Consider the following 22,552-nt stretch of genomic DNA (forward strand, 5'->3'; position numbering starts at 1 on the left):
CCGTGCCCACGCCCCGCCACGCCCGGGCGCCGCACCGCGGCCTGCTGCCGGACGTGCGCCCCCTGGACCGGTTCCAATCCATCAAGATCAAGCTCGGCGTCCTGGTGGCCGCCACCGTGAGCCTGGCCGCGTTCCTGACCTGGATCGGGCTGCACTACCACCTCGGCCCCACCCGCACGCTGCCGCTGGCGATCGTGCTGTCGCTCGTGGTCACCCAGGTGCTGGCCCGCGGCATGACGTCGCCGCTGCGGGAGATGACCGCGGCGGCGCGTGCGATGGCCAACGGCGACCTGTCCCAGCGGGTGCGGTCCACCAGCCGCGACGAGGTCGGCCAGCTCGCGCACGCCTTCAACTCGATGGCCGAGGACCTGGCCTCCACCGACCTGCTGCGGCGCGAGATGGTCGCGAACGTCTCGCACGAGCTGCGCACCCCGGTCACCGCCCTGCAGGCGCAGCTGGAGAACATCGTCGACGGCGTCTCCGAGCCCGACCCGGCCACCATGCAGGCGGCGCTGGCCCAGACCGAGCGCCTGGGCCGGCTGGTCACGTACCTGCTCGACCTGTCCCGGGTCGAGGCCGGCGCGGTGGGCCTGGACGTGCAGGACGTCGCCCTCGCGGACTTCCTGCAGGACGCCGCCGACGCCGCCGCCCTGGTCGGCGCCGACAAGGAGCTGCGGTTCCCGGTCGTCGTCGACCCGCCCGACCTCACCCTGCCCGCCGACGCCGAGCGCCTGCACCAAGTGCTCGCCAACCTCCTGCACAACGCGGTGCGTCACTCCCCGCGCGGGGAGGAGGTCCGCCTCGAGGCGTCCCGGCACGGCGACCGGGTCGTGATCGACGTCGTCGACCACGGGCCCGGGATCGCCCGCGAGCAGCGGGCCCGGGTGTTCGAGCGGTTCGCGCGCGGCAACAGCCCCGCGCAGACCGGTCAGATCCCCACCGGCGGGACCGGCATCGGCCTGGCGATCGTGCGCTGGGCCGTGAGCCTGCACGGCGGCACGGTCGAGGTCGCCGACACGTCCACCGGCTGCACCATGCGCCTGTCCCTGCCGGCCCACCCACCCGCCGCCGACGCCGGCAACGGCACCCACCCCGCACCCCGGAAGGTCCTGCGATGAACACGCACACCGCGCCCGAGCCCCCGGGCCCCGCCGCCGCCCGCGGCTCGGACCGGCAGGCCCCCGACGGCGACCGGACCATCCGGATCGACCACCTGTCGAAGACGTTCGGTGCGGTGCGCGCCGTCGACGACCTGAGCTTCACCGTGCAGCCCGGCCGGGTCACCGGCTTCCTCGGCCCGAACGGGGCCGGCAAGACCACGACGCTGCGCATGCTGCTCGGGCTCGTGCGGCCGACGTCGGGCACCGCGACCATCGGCGGGCACACCTACGCCGACCTGGACCGGCCGATGCACCGCGTCGGCGCCGCGCTCGAGGCGGCCAGCTTCCACCCCGGCCGCTCCGCGCTGGACCACCTGCGCGTGTACGCGCCGCAGGCGGGCGTGCCGGACTCCCGGTGCACCGAGGTGCTCGGCCTCGTCGGGCTCGACGGCGTCGCCAGGCGCCGCGTCGGCGGCTTCTCGCTCGGCATGCGCCAGCGGCTGGCGCTCGCCACGACCCTGCTCGGCGACCCCGGCGTGCTGCTCCTGGACGAGCCCGCGAACGGCCTGGACCCCGAGGGGATCGCGTGGCTGCGCGCGTTCCTGCGGCACCTGGCCGGCGAGGGCCGCACCGTCCTGGTGTCCAGCCACGTGCTGTCCGAGGTCGAGCAGACCGTGGACGACGTCGTCATCATCGCCCGCGGGCGCCTCGTCCACGCCTCGTCCCTGCCCGAGCTCGCCGCCCTCGCGGAGCCGACCGTGCGGGTCTCGTCGCCCGACGACACCGGCCTGCGGTCCCTGGTCAGCTCCGCGGGCTGGGACCGGCTGGTCGAGCCGGCAGCCGATCCCCGACCGGGAACCCTGGTGCTGCGGCAGGTGCGGGCGGCCGAGGTCGGCGCGCGGGCGTTCGCGGCCGGGCTGGAGCTGCACGAGCTGGCCACCCGCGACGTCGGGCTCGAGGGGATCTTCCTGCGACTCGTCGGGGATCCACCGGCGGGTGGCGGGCCGCGCCGGAAGGACGGGGACGCGTGATGGGCACCGCACTGAGGACCGAGTACCGCAAGCTCGTCACCACCCGGATGTGGTGGGTGCTGCTGGTGGTGATGGCGCTGTACATGGCGTTCCTCGCCGCCGTCCTGGCGTTCAGCCTCACGCTCGAGGGCGGGGGTGGTGGCGGCTTCACGGGCACGCCGCAGGCGACGCCGTTGTCCCCCGAGGAGCTCGCCCGCACCATCTACACGCTGGCCACCTCGCTCGGCTACGTGTTCCCGGTGATCGTCGGCGCACTGGCGATGACCGGGGAGTTCCGGCACCAGACGATCACCCCGACCCTGCTGGCCGAGCCGCGACGGTCGGTGGTGCTCGCCGCCAAGATGCTCTCCAGCATCGTGGTGGGTCTGGTGTTCGGCGTCGTGGGGACGCTCGCCACCGTCGGCGCCGGCGCCGCCACGCTCGCCCTGCGCGGCGAGGCGACCGGGCTCACCGAGCCGATCGTGCTGCGCAGCGCGGGGCTGTCCGTGCTCGCGTTGACCGTGTGGACCGTGGTGGGCGTCGGGTTCGGCGCGCTGATCACCAACCAGGTCGCGGTGATCGTGGTGCTGCTCGCGTTCACCCAGTTCGTCGAGCCGGTCCTGCGCATCGTGCTGGCCCAGCTGGACTGGGCCGCAGGTGTGTCCAAGTTCCTGCCGGGGGCGGCCGGGGAGTCCATCACCGGCGCGTCCTTCTACGCCGGCACGGGGATGGGTGCCGACCTGCTGGGCTCGGGGCAGGGACTCGCGGTGCTGCTCGGCTACGCCCTGATGTTCGCCGTCCTGGGGCGGCTCCTGGCGCTGCGCCGGGACATCACCTGACCGGACGTCACCCGTCCGGTCCCGGCTCACCCCGTCCGCGCCCCGTCCGCCCCCCGGGGGCCCGGCAGGGCCGGTCCGGGGGTGCCCGGCGAGGCGACCGACCGGTGACGCCCGGGTCGACGCGGACCGACGGTTGAGCTGTGACTGAGCCGCCGTTTGCCAGTCGTTGGGACGGCGAAGCACCCGGCCACCATTCACCCGCGGACCGGCCCGCGCGCGCCTCTCCCCGGTCGTGCCACCACGGGACGAGGGCATAGGGTTGGACGAAACCTGATCTCCAACGAAGCGGTCATAGCCGCGGCGGAAGTGGGCGAACTTCGCGTGTCCCAGAAGGCTGAGCCAGACTCGATCCGCGCTGCGTTCGGCGCCAACGAATGGCTCGTGGACGAGCTGTACGAGCAGTACCTCAAGGACAAGAACGCGGTGGACCCCGCGTGGTGGGAGTTCTTCGAGGACTACACCCCGTCCGACGAGGGCACCGGGGTCTCGGGGCAGGCGGCGGGCACGCCGGCGTCCCGCGGCAACGGGTCCGACGTCCGGCCCGACGCGGCCGCCGACGCCGACCAGCAGGCGGTACCCGCCCCGCACGAGGCCGCACCGGGACCGACCGAGGCCGTGCCGTCCCCGGCGCCGAAGCCGCAGGCGGGCGCACCGGCCCCCGCGCCGGCTCCTCGGGGCAGCACGCCGACCAGCACCCCCGCCGCCGTCCCGTCGGACGCCTCCGCCGCCGCCCCCGCGAAGGCCTCCGCACCGACCGCCACGGCGACGGCCGACCCCAGCGCGCCGCAGCCCACGCCGCAGACCGAGGAGCCGACCGCTCCCCCGGTCGCCACGGCGCAGCCCGCCACCGCGCCGTACGCCCAGGGGGTGGCCGCCGCCGGCCGGTCGGGTGACGGCGAGGACGCCACCGACGAGGTGCAGCGCCTCAAGGGCCCCGCCGCGCGCGTCGTGACCAACATGGAGGCCAGCCTCGAGGTCCCGACGGCGACGTCGGTCCGCGCGGTGCCGGCCAAGCTGATGGTCGACAACCGCATCGTCATCAACAACCACCTCCTGCGCGGTCGCGGCGGCAAGATCTCCTTCACCCACCTCATCGGGTTCGCGGTCGTCGAGGCGCTCCGCGACATGCCGGCCATGAACGCCGGCTACACCCTCGAGAGCGGCAAGCCGGCGATCGTCACGCCGGCGCACGTCAACCTCGGGCTGGCGATCGACCTGGCCAAGCCCGACGGCACCCGCCAGCTGCTCGTGCCCAGCATCAAGGGCGCCGACGCCATGGACTTCGCCCAGTTCTGGGCCGGGTACGAGGACGTCGTCCGCCGGGCGCGCAACAACAAGCTCACCGTCGCCGACTTCGCCGGCACCACGATCTCCCTGACCAACCCCGGCACGATCGGCACCGTGCACTCCGTGCCGCGGCTCATGGCCGGCCAGGGCACGATCATCGGCGTCGGCGCGATGGACTACCCGGCGGAGTTCGCCGGGACGTCCGAGGAGCGGCTGAACAAGATGGGCATCTCCAAGGTGCTCACCCTGACGTCGACCTACGACCACCGGATCATCCAGGGCGCGCAGTCCGGCGACTTCCTGCGGATCGTCGCCAACAAGCTCCTCGGCCAGGACGGCTTCTACGACCGGATCTTCGCGTCGCTGCGCCTGCCGTACGAGCCGGTACGCTGGGTCCGCGACCCCTCCGACCCGGAGGCCGACCAGGACAAGCCCGCCCGGATCGCCGACCTGATCCACGCCTACCGCTCCCGCGGGCACCTCATGGCGGACACCGACCCGCTGTCCTACCGCCAGCGCAAGCACCCCGACCTGGACGTGCAGACCCACGGGCTGACGCTGTGGGACCTGGACCGGACCTTCCCGACCGGCGGCTTCGGCGGCACCCAGCGCGCCAAGCTGCGCGACATCCTCGGGCTGCTGCGCGAGTCCTACTGCCGGTCCATCGGCATCGAGTACATGCACCTGGCCGACCCGCGCCAGCGCACCTGGCTCCAGGAGCGCCTGGAGTCCGGGTACACCCGCACCCCGCGCGAGGACCAGCTGCGGGTGCTGCGCCGGCTCAACGCCGCGGAGGCGTTCGAGACCTTCCTGCAGACCAAGTACGTCGGCCAGAAGCGGTTCTCGCTCGAGGGCGGGGAGTCGGTCATCCCGCTGCTCGACGCGGTGCTGTCCAAGGCCGCCGACAACGGGCTCGACGAGGTCGGCATCGGCATGGCCCACCGCGGCCGGCTCAACGTGCTCGCCAACATCGCGGGCAAGAGCTACGGCCAGATCTTCAGCGAGTTCGAGGGCAACCAGGACCCCAAGTCCGTCCAGGGCTCGGGCGACGTGAAGTACCACCTCGGCACCGAGGGCACCTTCACCGCCGAGTCGGGCGCGACCACCAAGGTGTACCTGGCGGCGAACCCGTCGCACCTGGAGGCCGTCGACCCGGTCCTCGAGGGCATCGTGCGGGCCAAGCAGGACCGCATCGACCTCGGCGGGGACGGCTTCTCCGTGCTGCCGATCCTCATCCACGGCGACGCCGCGTTCGCCGGCCAGGGTGTGGTGACCGAGACGCTGAACCTGTCCCAGCTGCGCGGCTACCGCACCGGCGGCACCGTGCACGTGATCATCAACAACCAGGTCGGCTTCACCACCGGCCCCGGCTCGTCGCGCTCCACGCTCTACCCGACCGACGTCGCCAAGGGTCTGCAGGTCCCGATCTTCCACGTCAACGGGGACGACCCCGAGGCGTGCGTGCGGGTGGCCGAGCTGGCGTTCGACTACCGCGAGCAGTTCGACCGTGACGTGATCATCGACATGGTCTGCTACCGCCGCCGCGGCCACAACGAGGGTGACGACCCCTCGATGACGCAGCCGCTGATGTACAACCTCATCGAGGCCAAGCGGTCGGTGCGCAAGCTGTACACCGAGGCGCTCGTCGCGCGCGGCGACATCACCGTCGACGAGGCCGAGCAGGTGCTGCAGGACTACCAGGCCCAGCTCGAGCGGGTCTTCACCGAGACCCGCGAGGGCGGCTACGTGGCGCCGGCCGACTCCGAGCCGGTCGCCGGCCTGGAGCGCCCCGAGGCCCAGCGCGAGGACGCCGGCGCGATGATCGGCTGGCGCACGGCCGTGGACGCGTCGGTGCTCGAGCGGATCGGCCGGGCGCACACCCGCGCCCCCGAGGGGTTCACCGTGCACCCCAAGCTCGCCCAGCTGCTGCAGCGGCGCGAGCAGATGTCCCGCGAGGGGGGCATCGACTGGGGCTACGGCGAGGTGCTCGCGTTCGGGTCGCTGCTGATCGAGGGCACCCCGGTGCGGCTGGCCGGTCAGGACTCGCGCCGCGGGACGTTCGTGCAGCGGCACGCCGTCATGCACGACCGGCAGACCGGCGCGGAGTGGACGCCGTTGCTGTACCTGTCGGCCGACCAGGCGAAGTTCTGGGTCTACGACTCCTCGCTGTCGGAGTACGCGGCGCTCGGGTTCGAGTACGGCTACTCCGTGGAGCGCCCCGACGCCCTGGTGCTGTGGGAGGCGCAGTTCGGCGACTTCGTCAACGGCGCGCAGACCATCATCGACGAGTTCATCACCTCGGCCGAGCAGAAGTGGGGCCAGCGCTCGAGCGTCGTGCTGCTGCTGCCGCACGGGTTCGAGGGGCAGGGCCCGGACCACTCCTCCGCCCGCGTCGAGCGGTTCCTGCAGATGTGCGCCGAGAACAACATGACGGTCGCGGCGCCGTCGACCCCGGCGTCGTACTTCCACCTGCTGCGCCGTCAGGCGTACGCCCGTCCGCGGCGCCCGCTGGTGGTGCTGACGCCGAAGTCCATGCTGCGCCTGAAGGCGGCGTCGTCCCCGGTGGAGGAGTTCGTCACCGGCACCTTCCGCGAGGTCATCACCGACGACGTCGCGGCGCGGGCCGGCGGCGTCGACCGGGTGCTGCTGTGCACCGGCAAGGTCTACTGGGACCTGCTGGCGCACCGCGAGAAGAGCGGCGACACGCGGACCGCGATCGTCCGGCTCGAGCAGCTGTACCCGCTCGACGGCGACACGATCCGCGGAGCGCTCGAGCCGTTCGGCGACGCCGAGCTGGTCTGGGTGCAGGAGGAGCCGGCCAACCAGGGCGCCTGGAGCCACATCGCGATGAACCTGACCCCGCTGGTCGGTCGGCCGCTCGGCGTCGCCTCGCGGTCGGCGTCGGCGTCGCCGGCGGCCGGGTCGGCCAAGACGCACGCGGCCGAGCAGACCGAGCTCGTCCGGCAGGCCTTCGCCCGCTGAGGCCGGAGCCGTCCAGCCGGCGGCCTCAGCCAGGGCCGGGCGTCCCACGCGGGACGCCCGGCCCTGGACGCATCTACGGCCGGGCGCACTCACGGCCGGGCGTGCCTGCGGCCGCGCGCGTCTGCGGCCGGGCGCGTGTCAGGCCGGCCCCGCCAGGGACGGGCGCGCGGCGAACGTCCGCCGGTACGCGGCCGGACTCGTGCCGAGCCGGCGGGTGAAGTGGTGGCGCAGCACCGCGGCGGTGCCGAACCCGCACCGGCGGGCGACGTCCTCCACCGGCGCGTCGGTGCGCTCCAGCAGCTCCTGGGCGCGCAGCACCCGCTGCCGGATGAGCCACGCCGCCGGCGTCGTGCCGGTCTCGGCCCGGAAGCGGCGGGCGAACGTCCGCTCGGACATCAGCGCCCGGGCGGCGAGGTCCGGGACCGACATGTCGTCGGCCAGGTGGTCGAGCATCCACACCAGCAGCGGCTCCAGGGTGTCGGCCTGGACCGGCAGCGGGGTGTCGACGTACTGCGCCTGCCCCCCGTCACGGTGCGGCGGGACGACCATCCGGCGGGCGACCGCCGCCGCCGCGGCCGCACCGAGCTCGCGGCGGACCAGGTGCAGGCAGGCGTCGATCCCGGCGGCCGTCCCGGCGCTGGTCACCACGCCGCGGTCCTCGACGTAGAGCACCGCGGGGTCCACGACCGCGGTCGGGACGAGCTCCGCCAGTCGGTCGGTGTGCATCCAGTGGGTCGTGCACCGGCGCCCGTCCAGCAGCCCGGCGCGGCCGAGCGCGAAGGCGCCACTGCACACGCTCAGCACCCACGCCCCGCGGTCGGCGGCCGCCCGCAGCGCGTCCAGCGCCGCGTCGGCCACCTCGCCGCCGCCGTAGGCCGGCACCACGACGAGGTCCGCCGCGGCCGCGGCGTCCAGGCCCCGCTCGACGACCAGGTCGAAGCCCATGCTCGTCGTGACCGGCCCCGGCCGCACGGCGCACACCGCGAAGTCGAACGCGGGACCGCCGGTGTCGGTGCGGTCGATCCCGAACACCTCGCACGCGACCCCGAGCTCGAACGGGGCCACCTCGGGCAGGGCCAGGACGGCGACGGAGCGGAGCACGCGCACAGTCTGGCAGGAAATGCACGGTCCCGGTCACCTCTGCCACTCGTGGCGGAATGCTGGCACTCATAGGCTTTCTGCCATGACTCCTCTCGTCGTGATCCTCGTCCTGACCGCCCTGGTCCTTCTCGTCGCCGACGTCGTCACCGTCCGGCACGACGGCCTGGGCACCCTCGAGCCGCCGCGGTCCCACCCCCGCGACGACCTGGGGTGGCCCGGCCGGTTCGTCTGACCTCCCCGTCACCGGCCCACCTCCGGCCCGCGCGGGCGGCGGGCTGCCCTCCTGCGCGATCTCTGGACGGCGGGCGGCCCGCGCGTCGGCGCCCCGTCCGGCCTCGCGCTTGCGAGACTGTCCCCCAGCGCCGTCGTCGGCGCGGGACGACGGAACGGACTGGGGTGAGCGTGTGAGCGAGCTGCCGATGCGCCTGGTGGTGGTCGGCGACGAGCTGGCGGCCGGCGCCGGGGACCCGAAGGGGCTCGGCTGGGTCGGACGGGTGGCGGCGCGGACGCACACCCCGACCGCGGCGACGTTCCTCACCCTGGCCGTGCCGGGCGAGACGAGCAGCGCCCTCGGTGCCCGGTGGGACGAGGAGGCGAGCCGCCGCTTCACCGCGGACACCGACAACCGGCTCGTCGTCGCCCTGGGCCGGGCCGACCTGGGGGCCGGCCTGTCGATCGCGCGCAGCCGGCTGAACCTCGCCAACATCCTCGACGTCGCCGAGTCCCGCCGGATCCAGACGTTCGTCGTCGGCCCCCCGCCCGGACGCACCGAGGACAACGACCGGATCGCGGACCTGTCGGCCGCCTACGCCGACGTCGCGACCCGCCGCCGCATCCCCTACGTGGACACCTGCTCGCCGCTGGCGACCCACGAGCAGTGGCTCGGCGACCTCGCCGCCGGGGACGGGCTGCTACCCGGCCAGGCCGGCTACGGCATGATCGCGTGGCTCGTCCTGCACACGGGCTGGCACGCCTGGCTCGGCCTGCCCGACGACGGCGCATAGCCCGCACCGGATCTGGGCGGGCGCCCCGACCGACCCGCGGCCACCCGGGCGTGCCCCGGCCGTCCGCCCCGGGACCCGCCCCGGTCAGGCGGCGACGACGCCCGCGCGCCGCAGCTCGACGGTGAGGTCCTGCGGGCTGCTGGCCGCCGCGCACGCCTCGGCGTAGGTCACCGAGCCGTCCCGCACGAGCGTGAACAGGTGCTGGTCGAACGTCTGCATCTTGTAGTACGCGCCCTCCCGGATCAGGTCCCGCAGCGGTGGCGAGCCGAGCGGGTCCACGATCGCCTCGGCCGTCCGGCCGGTGTTGACCATGACCTCGACCGCTGGACGGCGCCCGCCGCCGTCGGCCCGCCGCACCAGCCGCTGCGAGACGACGCCGCGCAGCGACTGCGCCACGGCGTGCCGGATCTGGGCCTGCTCGTACGGCGGGAAGCAGTCGACGATGCGGTTGACCGTCTCACCGGCGTCGATCGTGTGCAGCGTGGACAGCACCAGGTGCCCGGTCTCCGCCGCGGACAGCGCGGCCCGCACCGTCTCGCTGTCGCGCATCTCGCCGACCAGGATGACGTCAGGGTCCTGCCGCATGGCGGCCCGCAGCGCCGAGGCGAAGTCGACGGTGTCCTGGCGCACCTCGCGCTGGGAGACGATCGACCGCTTGTCCGGGTGCAGCACCTCGATGGGGTCCTCGATCGTGACGATGTTGACCTCGCGGTAGGTGTTGATCAGGTCGACCATCGACGCCAGCGTCGTCGTCTTGCCCACCCCGGTCGGGCCGGTGACCAGCACGAGGCCACGCGGCTCGAGCGCGAGCTCGCCGACGATCTCGGGCAGCCCCAGGTCCGCCAGCGGCTGCGCGCCGACGGCGACCCGGCGGAACACCATCGCGTAGGCGCCGCGTGCCTGGTAGGCGTTCACCCGGAACCGGCCCACCCCGGCGACCGAGTACGCGAAGTCGGCCTCGTGCGTGGTGCGGAAGGTCGGGGCCAGGTCGGCAGGCAGCACCTCGGCGAGCATGTGCTCGGTGTCCGCCGGCGTCAGGTCCCGCACCCCGATCCGGCGCAGCGCGCCCTCCACCCGTACGCGCGGCCCGGAGCCCACCTTGACGTGCAGGTCCGACCCCCCCGAGCTCGCCAGGGCGTGCAGGAGCGGGACGACGGAGAGCGGTGCATCGGTCACGGCCTCCCTATCGGCCGATGCCCGCCCCGCTGTGATCGGCCACCCGGGTGGCGGTCGGACCGGGGGCATGTGGGACCATGGGGGCGACCCGAGATCACGCCGTGCCCGCTGTGGCATGCGGCGAACGGCAGAGGAGAGCACAGATGAGCAAGCGAGGACGCAAGCGTCGCGCCCGCAAGGGCAGCGCAGCCAACCACGGCAAGCGGCCCAACGCCTGAGCAGTCCGTGGCACACCTCGGGCCCGGTGCGAGATCGCACCGGGCCCGTGGTCTGCCCGTGGTCTTCCCGTGGTCTGCACGCCGGTCCGGCTCACGTCCGCGTCCGCGGGGACGTGGCCCGGTCAGGTGGCCGGGGCCGGGCTCAGGTGAGCTGGGTCCGCAGGACCGTCAGGTGCTCGCGGATGCGGAGGTGCAGCTCCACGGGCGCGCACTCCGAGCAGGAGCGGCGCACGAGCGCCCGCACGTGCTCCTCGACGTCGTACTCGGCCAGGCACGGCTCGCAGTAGGCGAGGTGCTCACGGATCCGGTCGCCGTCCGCCTCGGGCAGCTCCGAGTCCAGGAACTCGAACAGCCTGCCCAGTGCCTGCTCGCAGTTGACGGGACCCGAGGGCCCCTCCGCCGCGGCATCGTCCTGCACGCTCATGACCCGCTCCCCTTGTCCGTCGCCCCGACCAGCCCGCGCCCACGGGCATAGTCACTCAACAGCTCCCGCAGCTGTTGCCTTCCCCGGTGCAGCCGCGACATCACGGTGCCGATCGGCGTCCCCATGATCTCGGCGATCTCCTTGTACGCGAACCCCTCGACGTCGGCCAGGTAGACGGCGATCCGGAAGTCCTCCGGGATCTGCTGGAGGGCGTCCTTGACGTCCGAGTCCGGCAGGTGGTCGAGCGCCTCGGCCTCCGCCGAGCGCAGCCCGGTGGACGTGTGCGAGGCGGCGCGCGCGATCTGCCAGTCCTCCACGTCCTCACCGGCCGACTGCTGCGGCTCGCGCTGCTTCTTGCGGTAGGAGTTGATGAAGGTGTTGGTGAGGATGCGGTACAGCCACGCCTTGAGGTTCGTCCCGGGCCGGTACTGGTGGAAGGCGGCGAACGCCTTCGCGAACGCCTCCTGCACGAGGTCCTCGGCATCGGTCGGGTTGCGGGTCATCCGCAGCGCAGCGGCGTACAGCTGGTCCAGGTACACCAGCGCTTCGGCCTCGAATCGCTCCGCGCGTGCGCTCGCGTCCTCGGCCTCGGGGGCTCGGTTCGTGTCCTCGCTCATCACGGGCGAGCCTATCCCCGCGCGGCCGGACGCGTCGTGGCCCGGTGCGCCGGGCACGAGGACCTCGGCGACCAGCACGCCGGGCACGGGTACCGACGACGTCGTCGGGCGCTCGGCGAGCAGACAGGTCATGACGGCCCCAACCGGAGACCCCCGGGGTCCATTCCCGCTGCCGAGCCGCGCACGAGCGGCTAGCGTCGAACCGACCGCCCCGGCCCGCGCTGGGACCTGCGACCGAGAGAAGTGACGACACTGATGATGCTGCGCCGGATCGCCCGTCCGATGCTGGCCGCCTGGTTCGTGACCGAAGGCTCCGCCGCGGTCCGCGGGTCGGCCGTCCACCTCGAGCCCGCCCGTGCGGGCGCCGATGTCCTCGTCGACCGGTTCGGCATCGCCCGGCCGTCCGACGAGCAGCTGCGCACCATCGTCAAGGTGCACGGGGCGGCGACGATCGGCGCCGGAGCGGCGCTGGCGATCGGCAAGGCGCCGCGGCTGGCCGCCCTCGTGCTGGCCGCGCTGACGCTGCCGTCGGCGGTCGCGAACGTGCTCGCGTCGCGGCGTGGCGGGGTCTCGGCCGCGGCGAAGACCGAGCGGCGCCAGCGCGCCGTGCAGGCCGTCTCCTTCACCGGCGCAGCGCTCATCGCCGCCGCCGACCGCGAGGGGCGCCCGGGTCTGGCCTGGAAGGTGTCGCGGGCGCGCAAGCTCGCCGCCGCGAGCGCGACGGCCACGGTCGCCGGCGCGACCCACGGCTCGAAGAAGTCGAGCTCCACGGGCGCCACCGACGCGCTCAAGAAGGCGGTCAAGGGCGCCGGTGCGGTCGCCGCCGCCAAAGCCACCAAGGACGCCGGCGAGAAGGTCGGCCACGGCGCCGTGGAGACGGTCAAGGCCGGCAAGCGGGCCGAGAAGAAGGCGCTCAAGGCGGGCGCCAAGGCCGCCAAGCACGCCGCGCCGGTGGCCGCTGCCGGGCGCGCGGCCAAGGCAGCCGGCAAGGCCGGCAAGGGGGGCAAGGCGGGCGCTTCGCGCGCGGCCAAGCGCGCCGACGCCAAGTCGCTCAAGGCGACCAGGTCCGCCGACACCAAGGCCGCCAGGAGCGCCGCGGTCGCCGAGGCGACGGCCGCGAAGTTGGCCGCGACGCAGGCGGCATCGGCGGAGAAGGCCGCGCGGGTCGCCGAGGCGCAGGCTGCCAAGGCCGCGAAGCGGTCCCGGCGCCGCCGCACCGAGGACGTCGTCGTCCCCGGCTAACCTGGCGCCATGACGACGTCGCCCGGACCGGGCTCCCGCACGCCCCGTCCGGACGACGCCTGGCACGCACCCACGGCCGATCGGCCGCTGGACGCACGGGTCGACGTCCCGGGGTCGAAGTCGCTGACCAACCGGTTCCTGGTGCTCGCCGCGCTGGCCGACGGCCCGGGGCGTCTGCGCGGCGCCCTGCGCTCGCGGGACACGCTGCTGATGGCCGACGCGCTGCGCGCTCTCGGCGTCGACATCGACGACGACGGGTCGGACTGGGTCGTCACGCCGGGCCCGCTGCGCGGTGGGACCCAGGTCGACTGCGGGCTGGCCGGAACCGTGATGCGGTTCCTGCCGGCGGTCGCGGCCCTGGCGGACGGTCCGGTCCGCTTCGACGGCGACGCCGGCGCCCGGACCCGCCCCATGGGACCGGTGCTCACCGCCCTGCACGCGCTCGACGTCGACGTCGAGCACCACGGGGAGCGGGGGTACCTGCCGGTCACCGTCACCGGCCGGGGCTCGGTCGCCGGCGGCGCGGTGGACGTCGACGCCAGCGCGTCGAGCCAGTTCGTGTCGGGGCTGCTGCTCACCGGTGCCCGGTTCGACCGCGGCCTGCAGCTGCGCCACACCGGACGGACGCTGCCGAGCCTGCCGCACATCGAGATGACGGTGGCGGTGCTGCGCGGCGCCGGCGTGGAGGTCGACGACTCGCGCCCCGCGCTGTGGGAGGTCCGCCCCGGGCCGATCACGGGCCGCGACGTGCGCGTCGAGCCGGACCTGTCCAACGCCGGGGCGTTCCTCGCCGCGGCCTTGGTGGCCGGCGGCACCGTGCGCGTCCCCGGCTGGCCGACCCGCACCACGCAGCCCGGCGCCCTGCTGCCGGGCATCCTGGAACAGCTGGGCGCCACCACCCGGCTCGACGGCGACGCCCTGGCGGTCACCGGGTCCGGGACCATCCACGGTGTCGACCTCGACCTGCACGACGCCGGCGAGCTCACCCCGACGATCGCCGCCCTGGCCGCGCTCGCGGACTCCCCCAGCCGGCTGCGCGGCATCGCGCACCTGCGCGGGCACGAGACCGACCGGCTGCACGCGCTCGCGACCGAGATCACCCGGCTCGGGGGGCAGGCCGAGCAGACGTCCGACGGGCTCGTCATCACTCCCCGACCGCTGACCGGTGGCCTCGTGCGGACCTACCACGACCACCGGATGGCGACCGCGGGCGCGCTGCTCGGCCTGCGCGTGCCCGGCATCCGCGTGGAGGACGTCGCGACCACCAGCAAGACGCTCCCCGACTTCGTCGGGATGTGGCAGCGCATGCTGGGTCCGACGCCGTGAGACGACGGTGAGCGGCCGGTGACCCCGCGCCGGCCCGACGAGTCCGACGTCCGGATCCGCCCCGGCAAGCGCAGCTCCCGACCACGCACCAAGCAGCGACCCGAGCACGCCGACGCCGAGCGGGCCATGGTCACCGGCGTGGACCGCGGCCGGTACACGCTGCTGGTTGACCCGGCCGGCCCCCGCGAGCGCCGCGCGATCGCGATGAAGGCGCGCGAGCTCGGACGCGAGCGGGTCGTGCCGGGCGACGTCGTCGACGTCGTCGGGGACACGTCCGGCGACGCGGGCAGCCTGAGCCGGATCGTGCGGATCACCGAGCGCACGACGGTGCTGCGCCGGACAGCCGACGACACCGACCCGGTCGAGCGGGTCATCGTGGCCAACGCCGACCAGCTCGTGATCGTCACGGCCCTGGCCGAGCCCGAGCCGCGCACCCGGATGATCGACCGGTGCGTGGTCGCGGGCTACGACGCCGGCATGGACGTGCTGCTGGCGCTGACCAAGGCCGACCTCGCCGACCCGGACGAGCTGGTCGCGATGTACGCCCCGATCGACGTCGACGTCGTGGTGACCCGCCGCGACCCCGACGGGCGGTGGCTGGGTCTGGACGACGTGCGGGGCGCGCTCGCGGGCCGGACGTCGGTGCTGGTGGGTCACTCCGGGGTGGGCAAGTCGACCCTGGTCAACGCCCTCGTGCCGGACGCGCGCCGGTCGGTGGGCGTGGTCAACGACACCACCGGTCGCGGGCGCCACACCTCCACGTCGGCCGTCGCGCTGCGGATGCCCGCGACCCCGGCGGCGGGGCTGCCCGCCGGGTGGGTGATCGACACCCCCGGGGTGCGCTCGTTCGGGCTCGCGCACGTGCAGGTGGAGGGCCTGCTCGCGCCGTTCTCCGACCTGGCCGGCGTGGCGGACGAGTGCCCGCGCGGCTGCAGCCACGCCGACGACGCCCCCGACTGCGAGCTCGACGAGTGGGTCGCCGCAGCGCCCGACGACGGCACCCGGGCGGCCCGGTCGGCGCGGGTCGAGTCGTTCCGGCGGCTGCTGGCCAGCCGGACCGGCTCGATGAGCTCGACCGACGGGTCCGGCGACCGCGAGACCCGCTGACCGCGACCGGCGCCCGCACCGGTACGGGCCGGCGCACCGGCGAGGCACCGGCGGGGTCGCCCGCGCGCGCCGATACGGTGGGGCCATGATCCGGTCCGGGTACGACGACGACCTGCGCCTGGCCCACGTCATCGCGGACCAGGTCGACTCGCTGACCATGGCGCGGTTCCGGTCGCTGGACCTGCGGGTCGAGACCAAGCCCGACACCACCCCGGTCACCGACGCCGACCGCAGCGCCGAGGAGATGATCCGCTCCCAGCTCGCCCGGACGCGGCCGCGCGACGCGGTGCACGGCGAGGAGATGCCGGACACCGGGCACGGACCCCGCCAGTGGGTCGTGGACCCCATCGACGGCACGAAGAACTTCGTCCGCGGGGTGCCGGTCTGGGCGACCCTCATCGCCCTGCTCGACGGCGGCCAGCCCGTCCTGGGAGTGGTGAGCGCGCCGGCCCTGGGCAGGCGCTGGTGGGCCGCGCAGGGCTCCGGGGCGTGGACGGGGCGCTCGCTGTCCGCGGCGACCCGGTTGCACGTGTCGCAGGTCGGGCGGCTGTCCGACGCGTCGCTGTCCTACTCGAGCCTGAGCGGCTGGGAGGAGCGTGGCCGGCTCGAGCACTTCCTGCGGCTGACCCGGTCGGTGTGGCGCACCCGCGCCTACGGCGACTTCTGGTCCCACGTCATGGTGGCGGAGGGCGCCGTCGACCTGTCCTGCGAGCCCGAGCTCGCGCTGCACGACATGGCCGCGCTCGTCCCGATCGTCACCGAGGCCGGTGGGCGGTTCACCTCGGTGCACGGCCAGGACGGCCCCTTCGGCGGGTCGGCGCTGGTGAGCAACGGCAAGCTGCACGACGCGGCGCTGCAGATCCTGGACCCGCTGTACGAGGAGTAGTCGCTGCGGCCCGGTCACATCGCCAGACGACGGACGGCGCTACCGCGGGATCGCGCCGAGCTCGGTGCGGTCGTACCAGAGCAGGTCGCGCTCGTCGAGGCGCTCCATCGCGTCGTCGTCGGTGAGTGCCGCGGCGACGTCGTCGGCGGCGGCCGGCTCGTCGACGTGCGCGCACACGACCGCGGACCACGGCACGGGCTCGCGCACGTGGACGGCGCTGGGCACCTCGTCGTCCAGCGCGGCGTCCACCACCCCGGCGTCCACGTCGGCGGCCAGGACCACGCGCAGCCGGGGCGCAGCGGGAGCCGCACCGAGGCGATCGAGGGAGTCGTCGGCCGCGGCCAGCTGGGCGGCGTACTCCAGGCCCTCGTCGTCCTCGTCGGGGAAGAGTGCGCGCAGCGCGGGGGTGACCGCGTGGGCGCGGCCGGCCGGGAGCGACCCGGCGGACGGTGCGGAGTCGACGTCGAGCAGGGTCACCGGCAGGTAGAGGCGCACGTGACCAGTGTGCCCCTCAGCCGCGGACCGTCGACCGGAGGGCGCGCCGGGCCCGGGGTGGGTGGGCCTGCACGCCGGCCACCCGCGCCGCGAGCGCGGCGATCGACGCCTGGGCGGGCGACCGGGGCGACGCCTCGCGCAGCGTCGCGCCCCGCAGCAGTGCGGCGTCGACCGCCGGCCCGTCGTCGGGCACCAGGTGGGGGTCGTCCACGCCCGCGTACCGGGCCAGCGCGTCGCGCACCGCGTGCTCGGGACGGCGGCCCGCGGCCGACGCCCGCACCCGGTTGACGACCACCACACGGCGGGCCAGGGCGGCGACGCCCGAGTCGGCCAGCTCGCTCAGACCGCGCACGAGACGCTGCATGCCGACCGCGTCCCCGCCGCCCACCACCACGACGACGTCGGCGGCCGCGAGCGCTGAGAGGGTCGCGGCGTTGCGGCGCGGCGCGTGGGTGTCGTAGCTGAGCACCTCGTCCTGCTCCAGGCAGAAGCCGCAGTCCACCACGACCCACTGGGCGAGGCCGCGGGCCGTCTCCCACACCAGGTCCAACGACGACGCCGGCAGCTCGGGCCACCGGTCGGCACGCGAGATGCCGGTGAGCACCCGCAGCCCCGGTTCCACGACGGGGGTCAGGCGCGCCAGCGCGGTGACGTCCAGGACGCCCTGCCCCGCGGCGCGCGCCGCCGCTGCGATGCCGGGCGCTTCATCGAGGAGCCCGACCACCTGCGCCACCGTTCCGCCGTAGGTGTCCGCGTCGACCAGCAGCGCACCCGGCGCGCCGCCGGCCACGCCCGGCGCGGGCAGCGCCGCGAGCTCGGCGGCCAGGTTCACCGCCACGGTGGTCCGTCCCGGGGCGCCGGTCGGCCCCCAGACGGCGACCGTCCGCCCCGGCGGGACCGGCGGCCCCTCGGCTCCGCCGTCCGGAGCCGCGCCGTCCCCGACGGTGCTGTCCCCGACGGGGACGTCGCCGGAGCCGGCGTCGGACGCCGCCGGCGCGCCGGCCGGGTCCGGGAGGGCACCGGCGACGCCGACGGCGCGGACGCCGGCGGTGCCGGGGCCGGGGCCGGGGTCCGCGAGCGACAGCACGGTGGCGACGACGTCGGCGACCGGGGCGCCGGCGTCGACCACGACCTCGGCGCCCAGGGCGAGCATGCGCTCGGTCGCCCGCGGACCGCCGTCGACGAGCGCCACGACGCGCACCCCGGACTCACGCAGCAGGACGACCGCCTCGCGGTCCAGGAGCGGCAGGTCGTCCGGGACGAGCGCGACCCGCCCCAGGCCCGCGGCGGCGGCACCCAGCAGCTCGGCGAGGTCGGCGCACCGGCGCGTCACGGAGATGCGGCCGCCGGCCCCCTCCAGCGCGGTGACGACGGACGACTCCCGCACCCCGCGCAGGGCGCTCAGGACGGGGACCGTCACGGAGCCGTGGCCGTTCCCGGGACGAGCACCACCTGGACCGACTGCCGGTCGGCGAGCGCACCGAGCACGTCGGGCAGCGTGTCGGTGGGGACGAGCACGTGGACGACCGTCTCGGCCCCCACCGCGAAGCTGCCGGTCGGCCGGGCGACCTCGGCCACGGTGAGCCGCTCGGCCAGCAGCCGCGGCGCCGACGGCTCGCCGTCGTCCGCCTCGGGTGTCACCCACACGTCCACCAGGGCGCCCTCGGCGACGCCGGCGGACGGCGCCTCGGTGACCGGCACGGCGACCGGCCGCACGTGCAGGTCCGTGGTGGCTGCCACCGCGGCCCGTGGAAGCAGCTCGCCGTCCCCCACCGCGCGGACCGCGACGACGTCGGGGGGCAGCGGGTCGGTGGCGGGCAGGTAGCGGTCGGCCTCGGCGGCGCCCAGCCGGACCCGCGCCACGGCCACGTGGTCGTCGTCGAGCTGCTCACCCGGCGTGAGCTCCTGGCTCGCGACGTACACCGGCGTGCTGGCCTCGGCCGCGGAGACCGCCCAGGCGCCGAGGACGACCGCGGCGGCGATCATCAGCACCCCGACGAGCAGCTTGGGATCCCGCCAGCCCGGCCGCCGCAGGCGTGCGCCGAGCGGGCTCGCGGGGCCTTCCGACGAGTCCATGCGACGGTCCCCCTCGACGCCGGGTACGGGTGCGCTCATCATGCACCGGGCCGTGGAGATCCGTGGCTGCACCTGTGGACCGGCTCGCGCAGGTCCCCCGCGCGGGCGACCCTGCCGGCCCCTGTGCACGCCGGCGCGAGCGGCGTGGCGGAGGTGGGAGACTCCCGGCATGCCACCGCGGTTCCTGACGCTCGCCGACGTGACGGAGATCCTCAACATCTCCACCGCGCAGGCCTATGCGCTGGTGAGGTCGGGCGATCTCCCGGCCATCCAGATCGGTGGGCGGTTGCAGTGGCGGATCGAGTCGTCCGAGCTCGAGTCGTACATCGCGCGGATGTACGAGCAGACCCGCGCCCGGCTCGAGGCGGACGGCGGCGAGGGCGTCCCGGGTGGTGCGACTGCGCGCCCGGATGCCGGCCGGGGAGCCGGGTCCACCGTGCAGGAGGGCACCGCTCCGTAGCGGCGCGCGGCGCGGACCGGGCGGGCCGGGCGGGCCGCCACGTCGGCGGACGTCGGGCGCCGGGCCGTCGGAGTCGGACCGCGGCGCCCGTCAGCCGGAGCGGACCACACGCACGGCCACGAACGGCACCGACCACACCGCGCCACGGGTCCTGGCCTGCGACGGGTCGTCGGCGACGGTCAGGTCGAGGTGGTCGGCCCCGACGCCGTCGATGCGGCCGGTCACCTGGCCGCCGTCGGTGCTGATCCGTACTGCGGCCCGGTCCCGGGCGAGCGCCCGCAGCGCGTGCCCCAGGCCCAGCCGCCGGCTGACGACGCCCTCGTCGGGGTGGCTGGCCGGCGCCAGCCCCCTGACCGCGTCGACCGCCGCGAGCGGGACGAGCGCGCGTCGTGGACCGTCCCCCGTCAGCACCCACTGCCCGGCGACGTCCAGCACCGTGCCGGTGACGAGCTCACCGCCTCGGAGGCGGACCGTGACGGCACCGCCGCGCGCCGCCCGGAGCCGCCCGCCCAGCGTGACGGTCGCCCGCTCGGCGCGGGTCACCTCGGCGACCTGCGCCGTGACCTCCGCGGCCTCCGCCGCGGCCAGCTGCGCCTCGAGATCGGCGAACAGCGCTTCCCACCGCATGCCCCCCACCGTACGGGCGCCGGCGGCCGGCCGGGCGCGGGGTCCGGCGCGCGGCCCGCTGATCCCCAGCGCTCCACCCACCTCTGGACACCCCGGCGCCCGAGGCGTACACCTGGCACCTCAAACGCGATCAAATTGCACCAAACGATACGGAGCGCGCCATGGACACCGACGTCAGAGCCCCGCTGCCGGCGACGCCTTCCGTCCGACCGGGCGACCCGGTCGGCCGCGGCGGCTGGGCCCGGCTGACCGTCACCGCCGCCGCGTCGGTCGCCGTGACCGCGGCGCTCGTGGCACGCCTGGCCGCGGTGCTGCCGGCATGGCTCGGCCCGACCGCACCGCGAGCCGAGGCGGCGCTGCGCACCGCCCGGGTCGAGGACCTCGTGGAGGTCGCTGCGCTGGCGACCGGCGTCGTCGTGGGGCTGTGGGTCGTCGTGAGCGTCGCCGCGGCAGCCACCTGCGCCGCCGTGCGCTCGGCGGGGCGGCGGTGGGCGGCCGGTGAGCGGTTCGTGGCGCGGACCGCACCGGCCGTCGTGCGTCGAGCCCTGGCGCTCACCGCGGGCACCGGGGTGGCGCTGGCGACGGCCGGCCTGCCCGCGGTCGCCGGCACGCCTGCGCCGCCGACGGACCTGGGCTGGTCGCCGACCGTGACGGCGGAGGTGCGGGCCGAGCCGTCGGCGACCCCCGCCGCGTCGGCACCCGCCACCGCGCCGTCCGCGGTGGCAGCCGGGACGGACGGCGCCGCCGGACCGGGCACCGCCGGACCCGGCGTCGGGGAGCCCGCCGGACCCGGCGGCCGCACCGAGCCCGCCGCCCCCGGGGCGCCACCGGTGAGCGCACCGGACATCCCCACCGCCGCGCCCGCGGCAGCGGTCGCGGCGCCGGTGAGCGCACCCGACGCCCCCACCGCCGCGCCTCCGGCAGTGGTCTCGTCCCCGCTGCTGACGCCTCCCCCGGCAGGCGAGCGCGCGGCAGCGCCCGCCGCGCTCCGGACCGGCGAGCAGCCGTCGGCCGCGCAGGCGTCCCCCGGCCCGTCCACCGGCGTCGCGCCCACGTCCGTGACCACGCCCGGATCGCCGACGCCGCACCCCGTCACCGAGGCGCCGGCGCCACCCGGCTCGGTGACGGTCCTGTCGGGTGACACGCTGTGGGGCATCGCGGCCGAGCACCTGCCGGCCGGCGCGACCGTCGCCGACGTGGCCGCGGCGTGGCCGGCCTGGTACGCCGCCAACGCCGCCACCATCGGCACCGACCCCGGGCTGATCGTGCCCGGGCAGGTGCTGAGGCCGCCCCCGGACGTGACCGGCACGAGCGCGACCACCGGAGCGCGCTCGTGAGCGCGGCCGCCCCGGCGCCGATGCCGGCCCCCGGTGACGACGCCTCGATTCCGTGGCGCCGCGGCGCCGTCGGTCACCGGCTGGCGCTGCACCTCGCCGGGCACGGCGCCCCGGTGCCGGCCGCCGACGCAGCCCGACCCCCCGAGCCGCCGCAGACGCCGCAGACGCCGCAGACGCCGGAGCGCGGGACCACGCCCCGGGCGCGGCTGGCTCCGCGCACCGAGCCGCCCGCCGATCCACTGCCCGCTCGAGCACCGGTGCCCGGACCGCCACCCGTGCTGGGATCCCCCGAGGCCCGGGCACGTCACCGCCTCCCGGTCGACACGCCGCGGGACGGCACGCCGACGACGGGCCCCGGTGTGTCGCCCGACGCGCCCCTGCCCGACCCGACCCAGCTGTGCTGCGCGATGGTGCAGGCCGCGGTCGAGGGCCTGCGTGGCGCCCGGCCACTGGTGCAGCTCGTGCGGTGGGTGTCACCGGAGGTGTACGAGGAGCTGGCACTGCGTGCCGAGCTCGTGCTGCACGCGGGCGCACCGACCACCACGGGCCGAGCCGGGATCCGGCGCATCCGCGTCTGCCGGATCGGGGCGCGCGCCGCCGAGGCGACCGTGGTGGTGGACGACGGCGCGCGGGTGCGGGCGGTCGCCGTCCGGCTCGAGGCGCACCGGGGCCGGTGGCGCGCCACCGCCCTGGAGATCGGATGACCCCGCATCCGGGGCGCCCGGGACGCCTGCCCGGTCCCGGTCGGGCCGGACTACCGTGGACCGATGGGAGCCGTCGACGGACGACGCGGCCCGCGCGCCGTGCTGGTCGTGCTGCTGGCCGCCTCGGCCGTCGCCGGTTGCGGCGCCGGACCCGGGGGCGACCGCGGCGTCCCCGTCACGGGGACGTCAGCCTCGCCGGGCGGGTCCGCCTCGCCCTCCCCGGGGCCGACGGTGACCGGCCAGGGCGCCCCCACACGTGGTCCGACCCGATCGCCCGGCATCCCCGCGCCCGTGACACCCGACGCCTCGAACACTGTCACGCTCACCGGCACGGTGACCGAGGGCGTGGAGAGCGGGTGCCTGATCCTGATCTCGGACCGCACGCCGTACCTGCTGCTCGGCGCACCCGAGGACCTGCCGACAGGGACGCAGGTCACCGTCGAGGGGACGATCGCCGACGGGCTGGCCACCACGTGCCAGCAGGGCACGCCCCTGCAGGTCGAGTCGGTGCGCACCCCGTAGCCGCCGCGGACG

General features: G+C 75.6%; 22 protein-coding genes. 14 read left to right on the forward strand and 8 right to left on the reverse strand.

All coding sequences use genetic code 11. The annotated features are described in order from the left end of the window. Positions 1-2 precede the first annotated feature (2 nt). The 4 genes from Q0840_RS13820 to Q0840_RS13835 all read left to right on the forward strand — a co-directional run bounded on the left by Q0840_RS13820 (position 3) and on the right by Q0840_RS13835 (position 7,218). Positions 3-1,118, forward strand: coding sequence for a HAMP domain-containing sensor histidine kinase (locus Q0840_RS13820; RefSeq protein WP_298460312.1), 1,116 nt, complete (start codon positions 3-5; stop codon positions 1,116-1,118). After that, the gene (locus Q0840_RS13825; protein ID WP_298460314.1) at positions 1,115-2,131 is read left to right on the forward strand and encodes an ABC transporter ATP-binding protein; all 1,017 of its coding nucleotides are present in this window, start codon (positions 1,115-1,117) and stop codon (positions 2,129-2,131) included. The genes Q0840_RS13820 and Q0840_RS13825 overlap by 4 nt, the downstream gene beginning before the upstream one ends. After that, complete coding sequence (locus Q0840_RS13830) at positions 2,131-2,949, forward strand: ABC transporter permease (protein WP_298460316.1); 819 nt, start codon at positions 2,131-2,133, stop codon at positions 2,947-2,949. Before Q0840_RS13825 ends, Q0840_RS13830 begins: the two co-directional genes overlap by 1 nt. 321 nt (positions 2,950-3,270) lie before the next feature. Beyond that, positions 3,271-7,218 (forward strand): multifunctional oxoglutarate decarboxylase/oxoglutarate dehydrogenase thiamine pyrophosphate-binding subunit/dihydrolipoyllysine-residue succinyltransferase subunit, encoded by a 3,948-nt coding sequence (locus Q0840_RS13835; RefSeq protein WP_298460318.1) that lies wholly within the window; start codon positions 3,271-3,273, stop codon positions 7,216-7,218. Positions 7,219-7,356: 138 nt separating this feature from the next. Here the strand turns inward: Q0840_RS13835 and Q0840_RS13840 are convergent, their stop codons facing one another. Continuing rightward, the gene (locus tag Q0840_RS13840) at positions 7,357-8,319 is read right to left on the reverse strand and encodes a GlxA family transcriptional regulator (protein WP_298460320.1); all 963 of its coding nucleotides are present in this window, start codon (positions 8,317-8,319) and stop codon (positions 7,357-7,359) included. A gap of 82 nt (positions 8,320-8,401) precedes the next feature. Here Q0840_RS13840 and Q0840_RS13845 point away from each other — a divergent pair, with 82 nt between their 5' ends. Together Q0840_RS13845 and Q0840_RS13850 are read left to right on the forward strand one after the other, a co-directional pair. Beyond that, entirely contained in the window at positions 8,402-8,551 is a 150-nt protein-coding gene (locus tag Q0840_RS13845; RefSeq protein ID WP_298460321.1) for a hypothetical protein, read from the forward strand. Between the two features lie 187 nt (positions 8,552-8,738). Continuing rightward, positions 8,739-9,323, forward strand: coding sequence for a GDSL-type esterase/lipase family protein (locus Q0840_RS13850; protein ID WP_298460452.1), 585 nt, complete (start codon positions 8,739-8,741; stop codon positions 9,321-9,323). Positions 9,324-9,407: 84 nt separating this feature from the next. On the opposite strand, the gene Q0840_RS13855 is transcribed toward Q0840_RS13850, so the two are convergent. From Q0840_RS13855 to Q0840_RS13865, 3 genes are all read right to left on the reverse strand, one after another. After that, positions 9,408-10,499 carry a type IV pilus twitching motility protein PilT gene (locus Q0840_RS13855; RefSeq protein ID WP_298460323.1) on the reverse strand — a complete coding sequence of 364 codons (1,092 nt, stop codon included), beginning with the start codon at positions 10,497-10,499 and terminating at the stop codon, positions 9,408-9,410. Between the two features lie 360 nt (positions 10,500-10,859). After that, positions 10,860-11,141 carry a mycothiol system anti-sigma-R factor gene (rsrA, locus tag Q0840_RS13860; protein WP_298460326.1) on the reverse strand — a complete coding sequence of 94 codons (282 nt, stop codon included), beginning with the start codon at positions 11,139-11,141 and terminating at the stop codon, positions 10,860-10,862. Beyond that, complete coding sequence (locus tag Q0840_RS13865) at positions 11,138-11,890, reverse strand: sigma-70 family RNA polymerase sigma factor (protein WP_298460328.1); 753 nt, start codon at positions 11,888-11,890, stop codon at positions 11,138-11,140. Before Q0840_RS13865 ends, rsrA begins: the two co-directional genes overlap by 4 nt. A gap of 111 nt (positions 11,891-12,001) precedes the next feature. Between Q0840_RS13865 and Q0840_RS13870 the strand changes: the two genes are divergently transcribed. The 4 genes from Q0840_RS13870 to hisN all read left to right on the forward strand — a co-directional run bounded on the left by Q0840_RS13870 (position 12,002) and on the right by hisN (position 16,319). Further along, positions 12,002-13,000, forward strand: a complete 999-nt coding sequence (locus Q0840_RS13870) for a DoxX family membrane protein (protein WP_298460330.1) — start codon at positions 12,002-12,004, stop codon at positions 12,998-13,000. 9 nt (positions 13,001-13,009) lie between these two features. Continuing rightward, positions 13,010-14,326 (forward strand): 3-phosphoshikimate 1-carboxyvinyltransferase, encoded by a 1,317-nt coding sequence (aroA, locus tag Q0840_RS13875; RefSeq protein ID WP_298460332.1) that lies wholly within the window; start codon positions 13,010-13,012, stop codon positions 14,324-14,326. A gap of 18 nt (positions 14,327-14,344) precedes the next feature. Continuing rightward, positions 14,345-15,433 carry a ribosome small subunit-dependent GTPase A gene (gene rsgA / locus Q0840_RS13880; protein WP_298460334.1) on the forward strand — a complete coding sequence of 363 codons (1,089 nt, stop codon included), beginning with the start codon at positions 14,345-14,347 and terminating at the stop codon, positions 15,431-15,433. A gap of 85 nt (positions 15,434-15,518) precedes the next feature. After that, positions 15,519-16,319 (forward strand): histidinol-phosphatase, encoded by an 801-nt coding sequence (gene hisN / locus Q0840_RS13885; RefSeq protein WP_298460336.1) that lies wholly within the window; start codon positions 15,519-15,521, stop codon positions 16,317-16,319. A gap of 39 nt (positions 16,320-16,358) precedes the next feature. On the opposite strand, the gene Q0840_RS13890 is transcribed toward hisN, so the two are convergent. The 3 genes from Q0840_RS13890 to Q0840_RS13900 are packed head-to-tail and all read right to left on the reverse strand — an operon-like array spanning position 16,359 to position 18,890. Next, positions 16,359-16,814, reverse strand: a complete 456-nt coding sequence (locus Q0840_RS13890; protein ID WP_298460338.1) for a DUF6912 family protein — start codon at positions 16,812-16,814, stop codon at positions 16,359-16,361. Positions 16,815-16,830: 16 nt separating this feature from the next. After that, on the reverse strand, positions 16,831-18,234 hold the full coding sequence (locus Q0840_RS13895) for a hypothetical protein (protein WP_298460340.1): 1,404 nt from the start codon (positions 18,232-18,234) through the stop codon (positions 16,831-16,833). After that, entirely contained in the window at positions 18,231-18,890 is a 660-nt protein-coding gene (locus Q0840_RS13900; RefSeq protein ID WP_298460342.1) for a hypothetical protein, read from the reverse strand. Before Q0840_RS13900 ends, Q0840_RS13895 begins: the two co-directional genes overlap by 4 nt. Positions 18,891-19,059: 169 nt before the next feature. Between Q0840_RS13900 and Q0840_RS13905 the strand changes: the two genes are divergently transcribed. Then, positions 19,060-19,350, forward strand: a complete 291-nt coding sequence (locus Q0840_RS13905) for a helix-turn-helix domain-containing protein (RefSeq protein ID WP_298460344.1) — start codon at positions 19,060-19,062, stop codon at positions 19,348-19,350. A gap of 90 nt (positions 19,351-19,440) precedes the next feature. Here Q0840_RS13905 and Q0840_RS13910 read toward each other — a convergent pair whose 3' ends face one another. Beyond that, complete coding sequence (locus tag Q0840_RS13910; protein WP_298460346.1) at positions 19,441-19,977, reverse strand: hypothetical protein; 537 nt, start codon at positions 19,975-19,977, stop codon at positions 19,441-19,443. Between the two features lie 161 nt (positions 19,978-20,138). Here Q0840_RS13910 and Q0840_RS13915 point away from each other — a divergent pair, with 161 nt between their 5' ends. The 3 genes from Q0840_RS13915 (at position 20,139) to Q0840_RS13925 (ending at position 22,540) form a co-directional block, all read left to right on the forward strand. Next, positions 20,139-21,314: a LysM domain-containing protein gene (locus Q0840_RS13915; RefSeq protein WP_298460348.1), complete on the forward strand. Its 1,176-nt coding sequence runs from the start codon at positions 20,139-20,141 to the stop codon at positions 21,312-21,314. Next, complete coding sequence (locus tag Q0840_RS13920; protein WP_298460349.1) at positions 21,311-22,018, forward strand: Rv3235 family protein; 708 nt, start codon at positions 21,311-21,313, stop codon at positions 22,016-22,018. Before Q0840_RS13915 ends, Q0840_RS13920 begins: the two co-directional genes overlap by 4 nt. Before the next feature lie 63 nt (positions 22,019-22,081). Continuing rightward, the gene (locus tag Q0840_RS13925) at positions 22,082-22,540 is read left to right on the forward strand and encodes a hypothetical protein (protein WP_298460351.1); all 459 of its coding nucleotides are present in this window, start codon (positions 22,082-22,084) and stop codon (positions 22,538-22,540) included. The last annotated feature ends 12 nt before the right edge of the window (positions 22,541-22,552 follow it).

It is taken from the genome of uncultured Cellulomonas sp. (assembly GCF_947494015.1).
GTDB lineage: Bacteria > Actinomycetota > Actinomycetes > Actinomycetales > Cellulomonadaceae > Pengzhenrongella.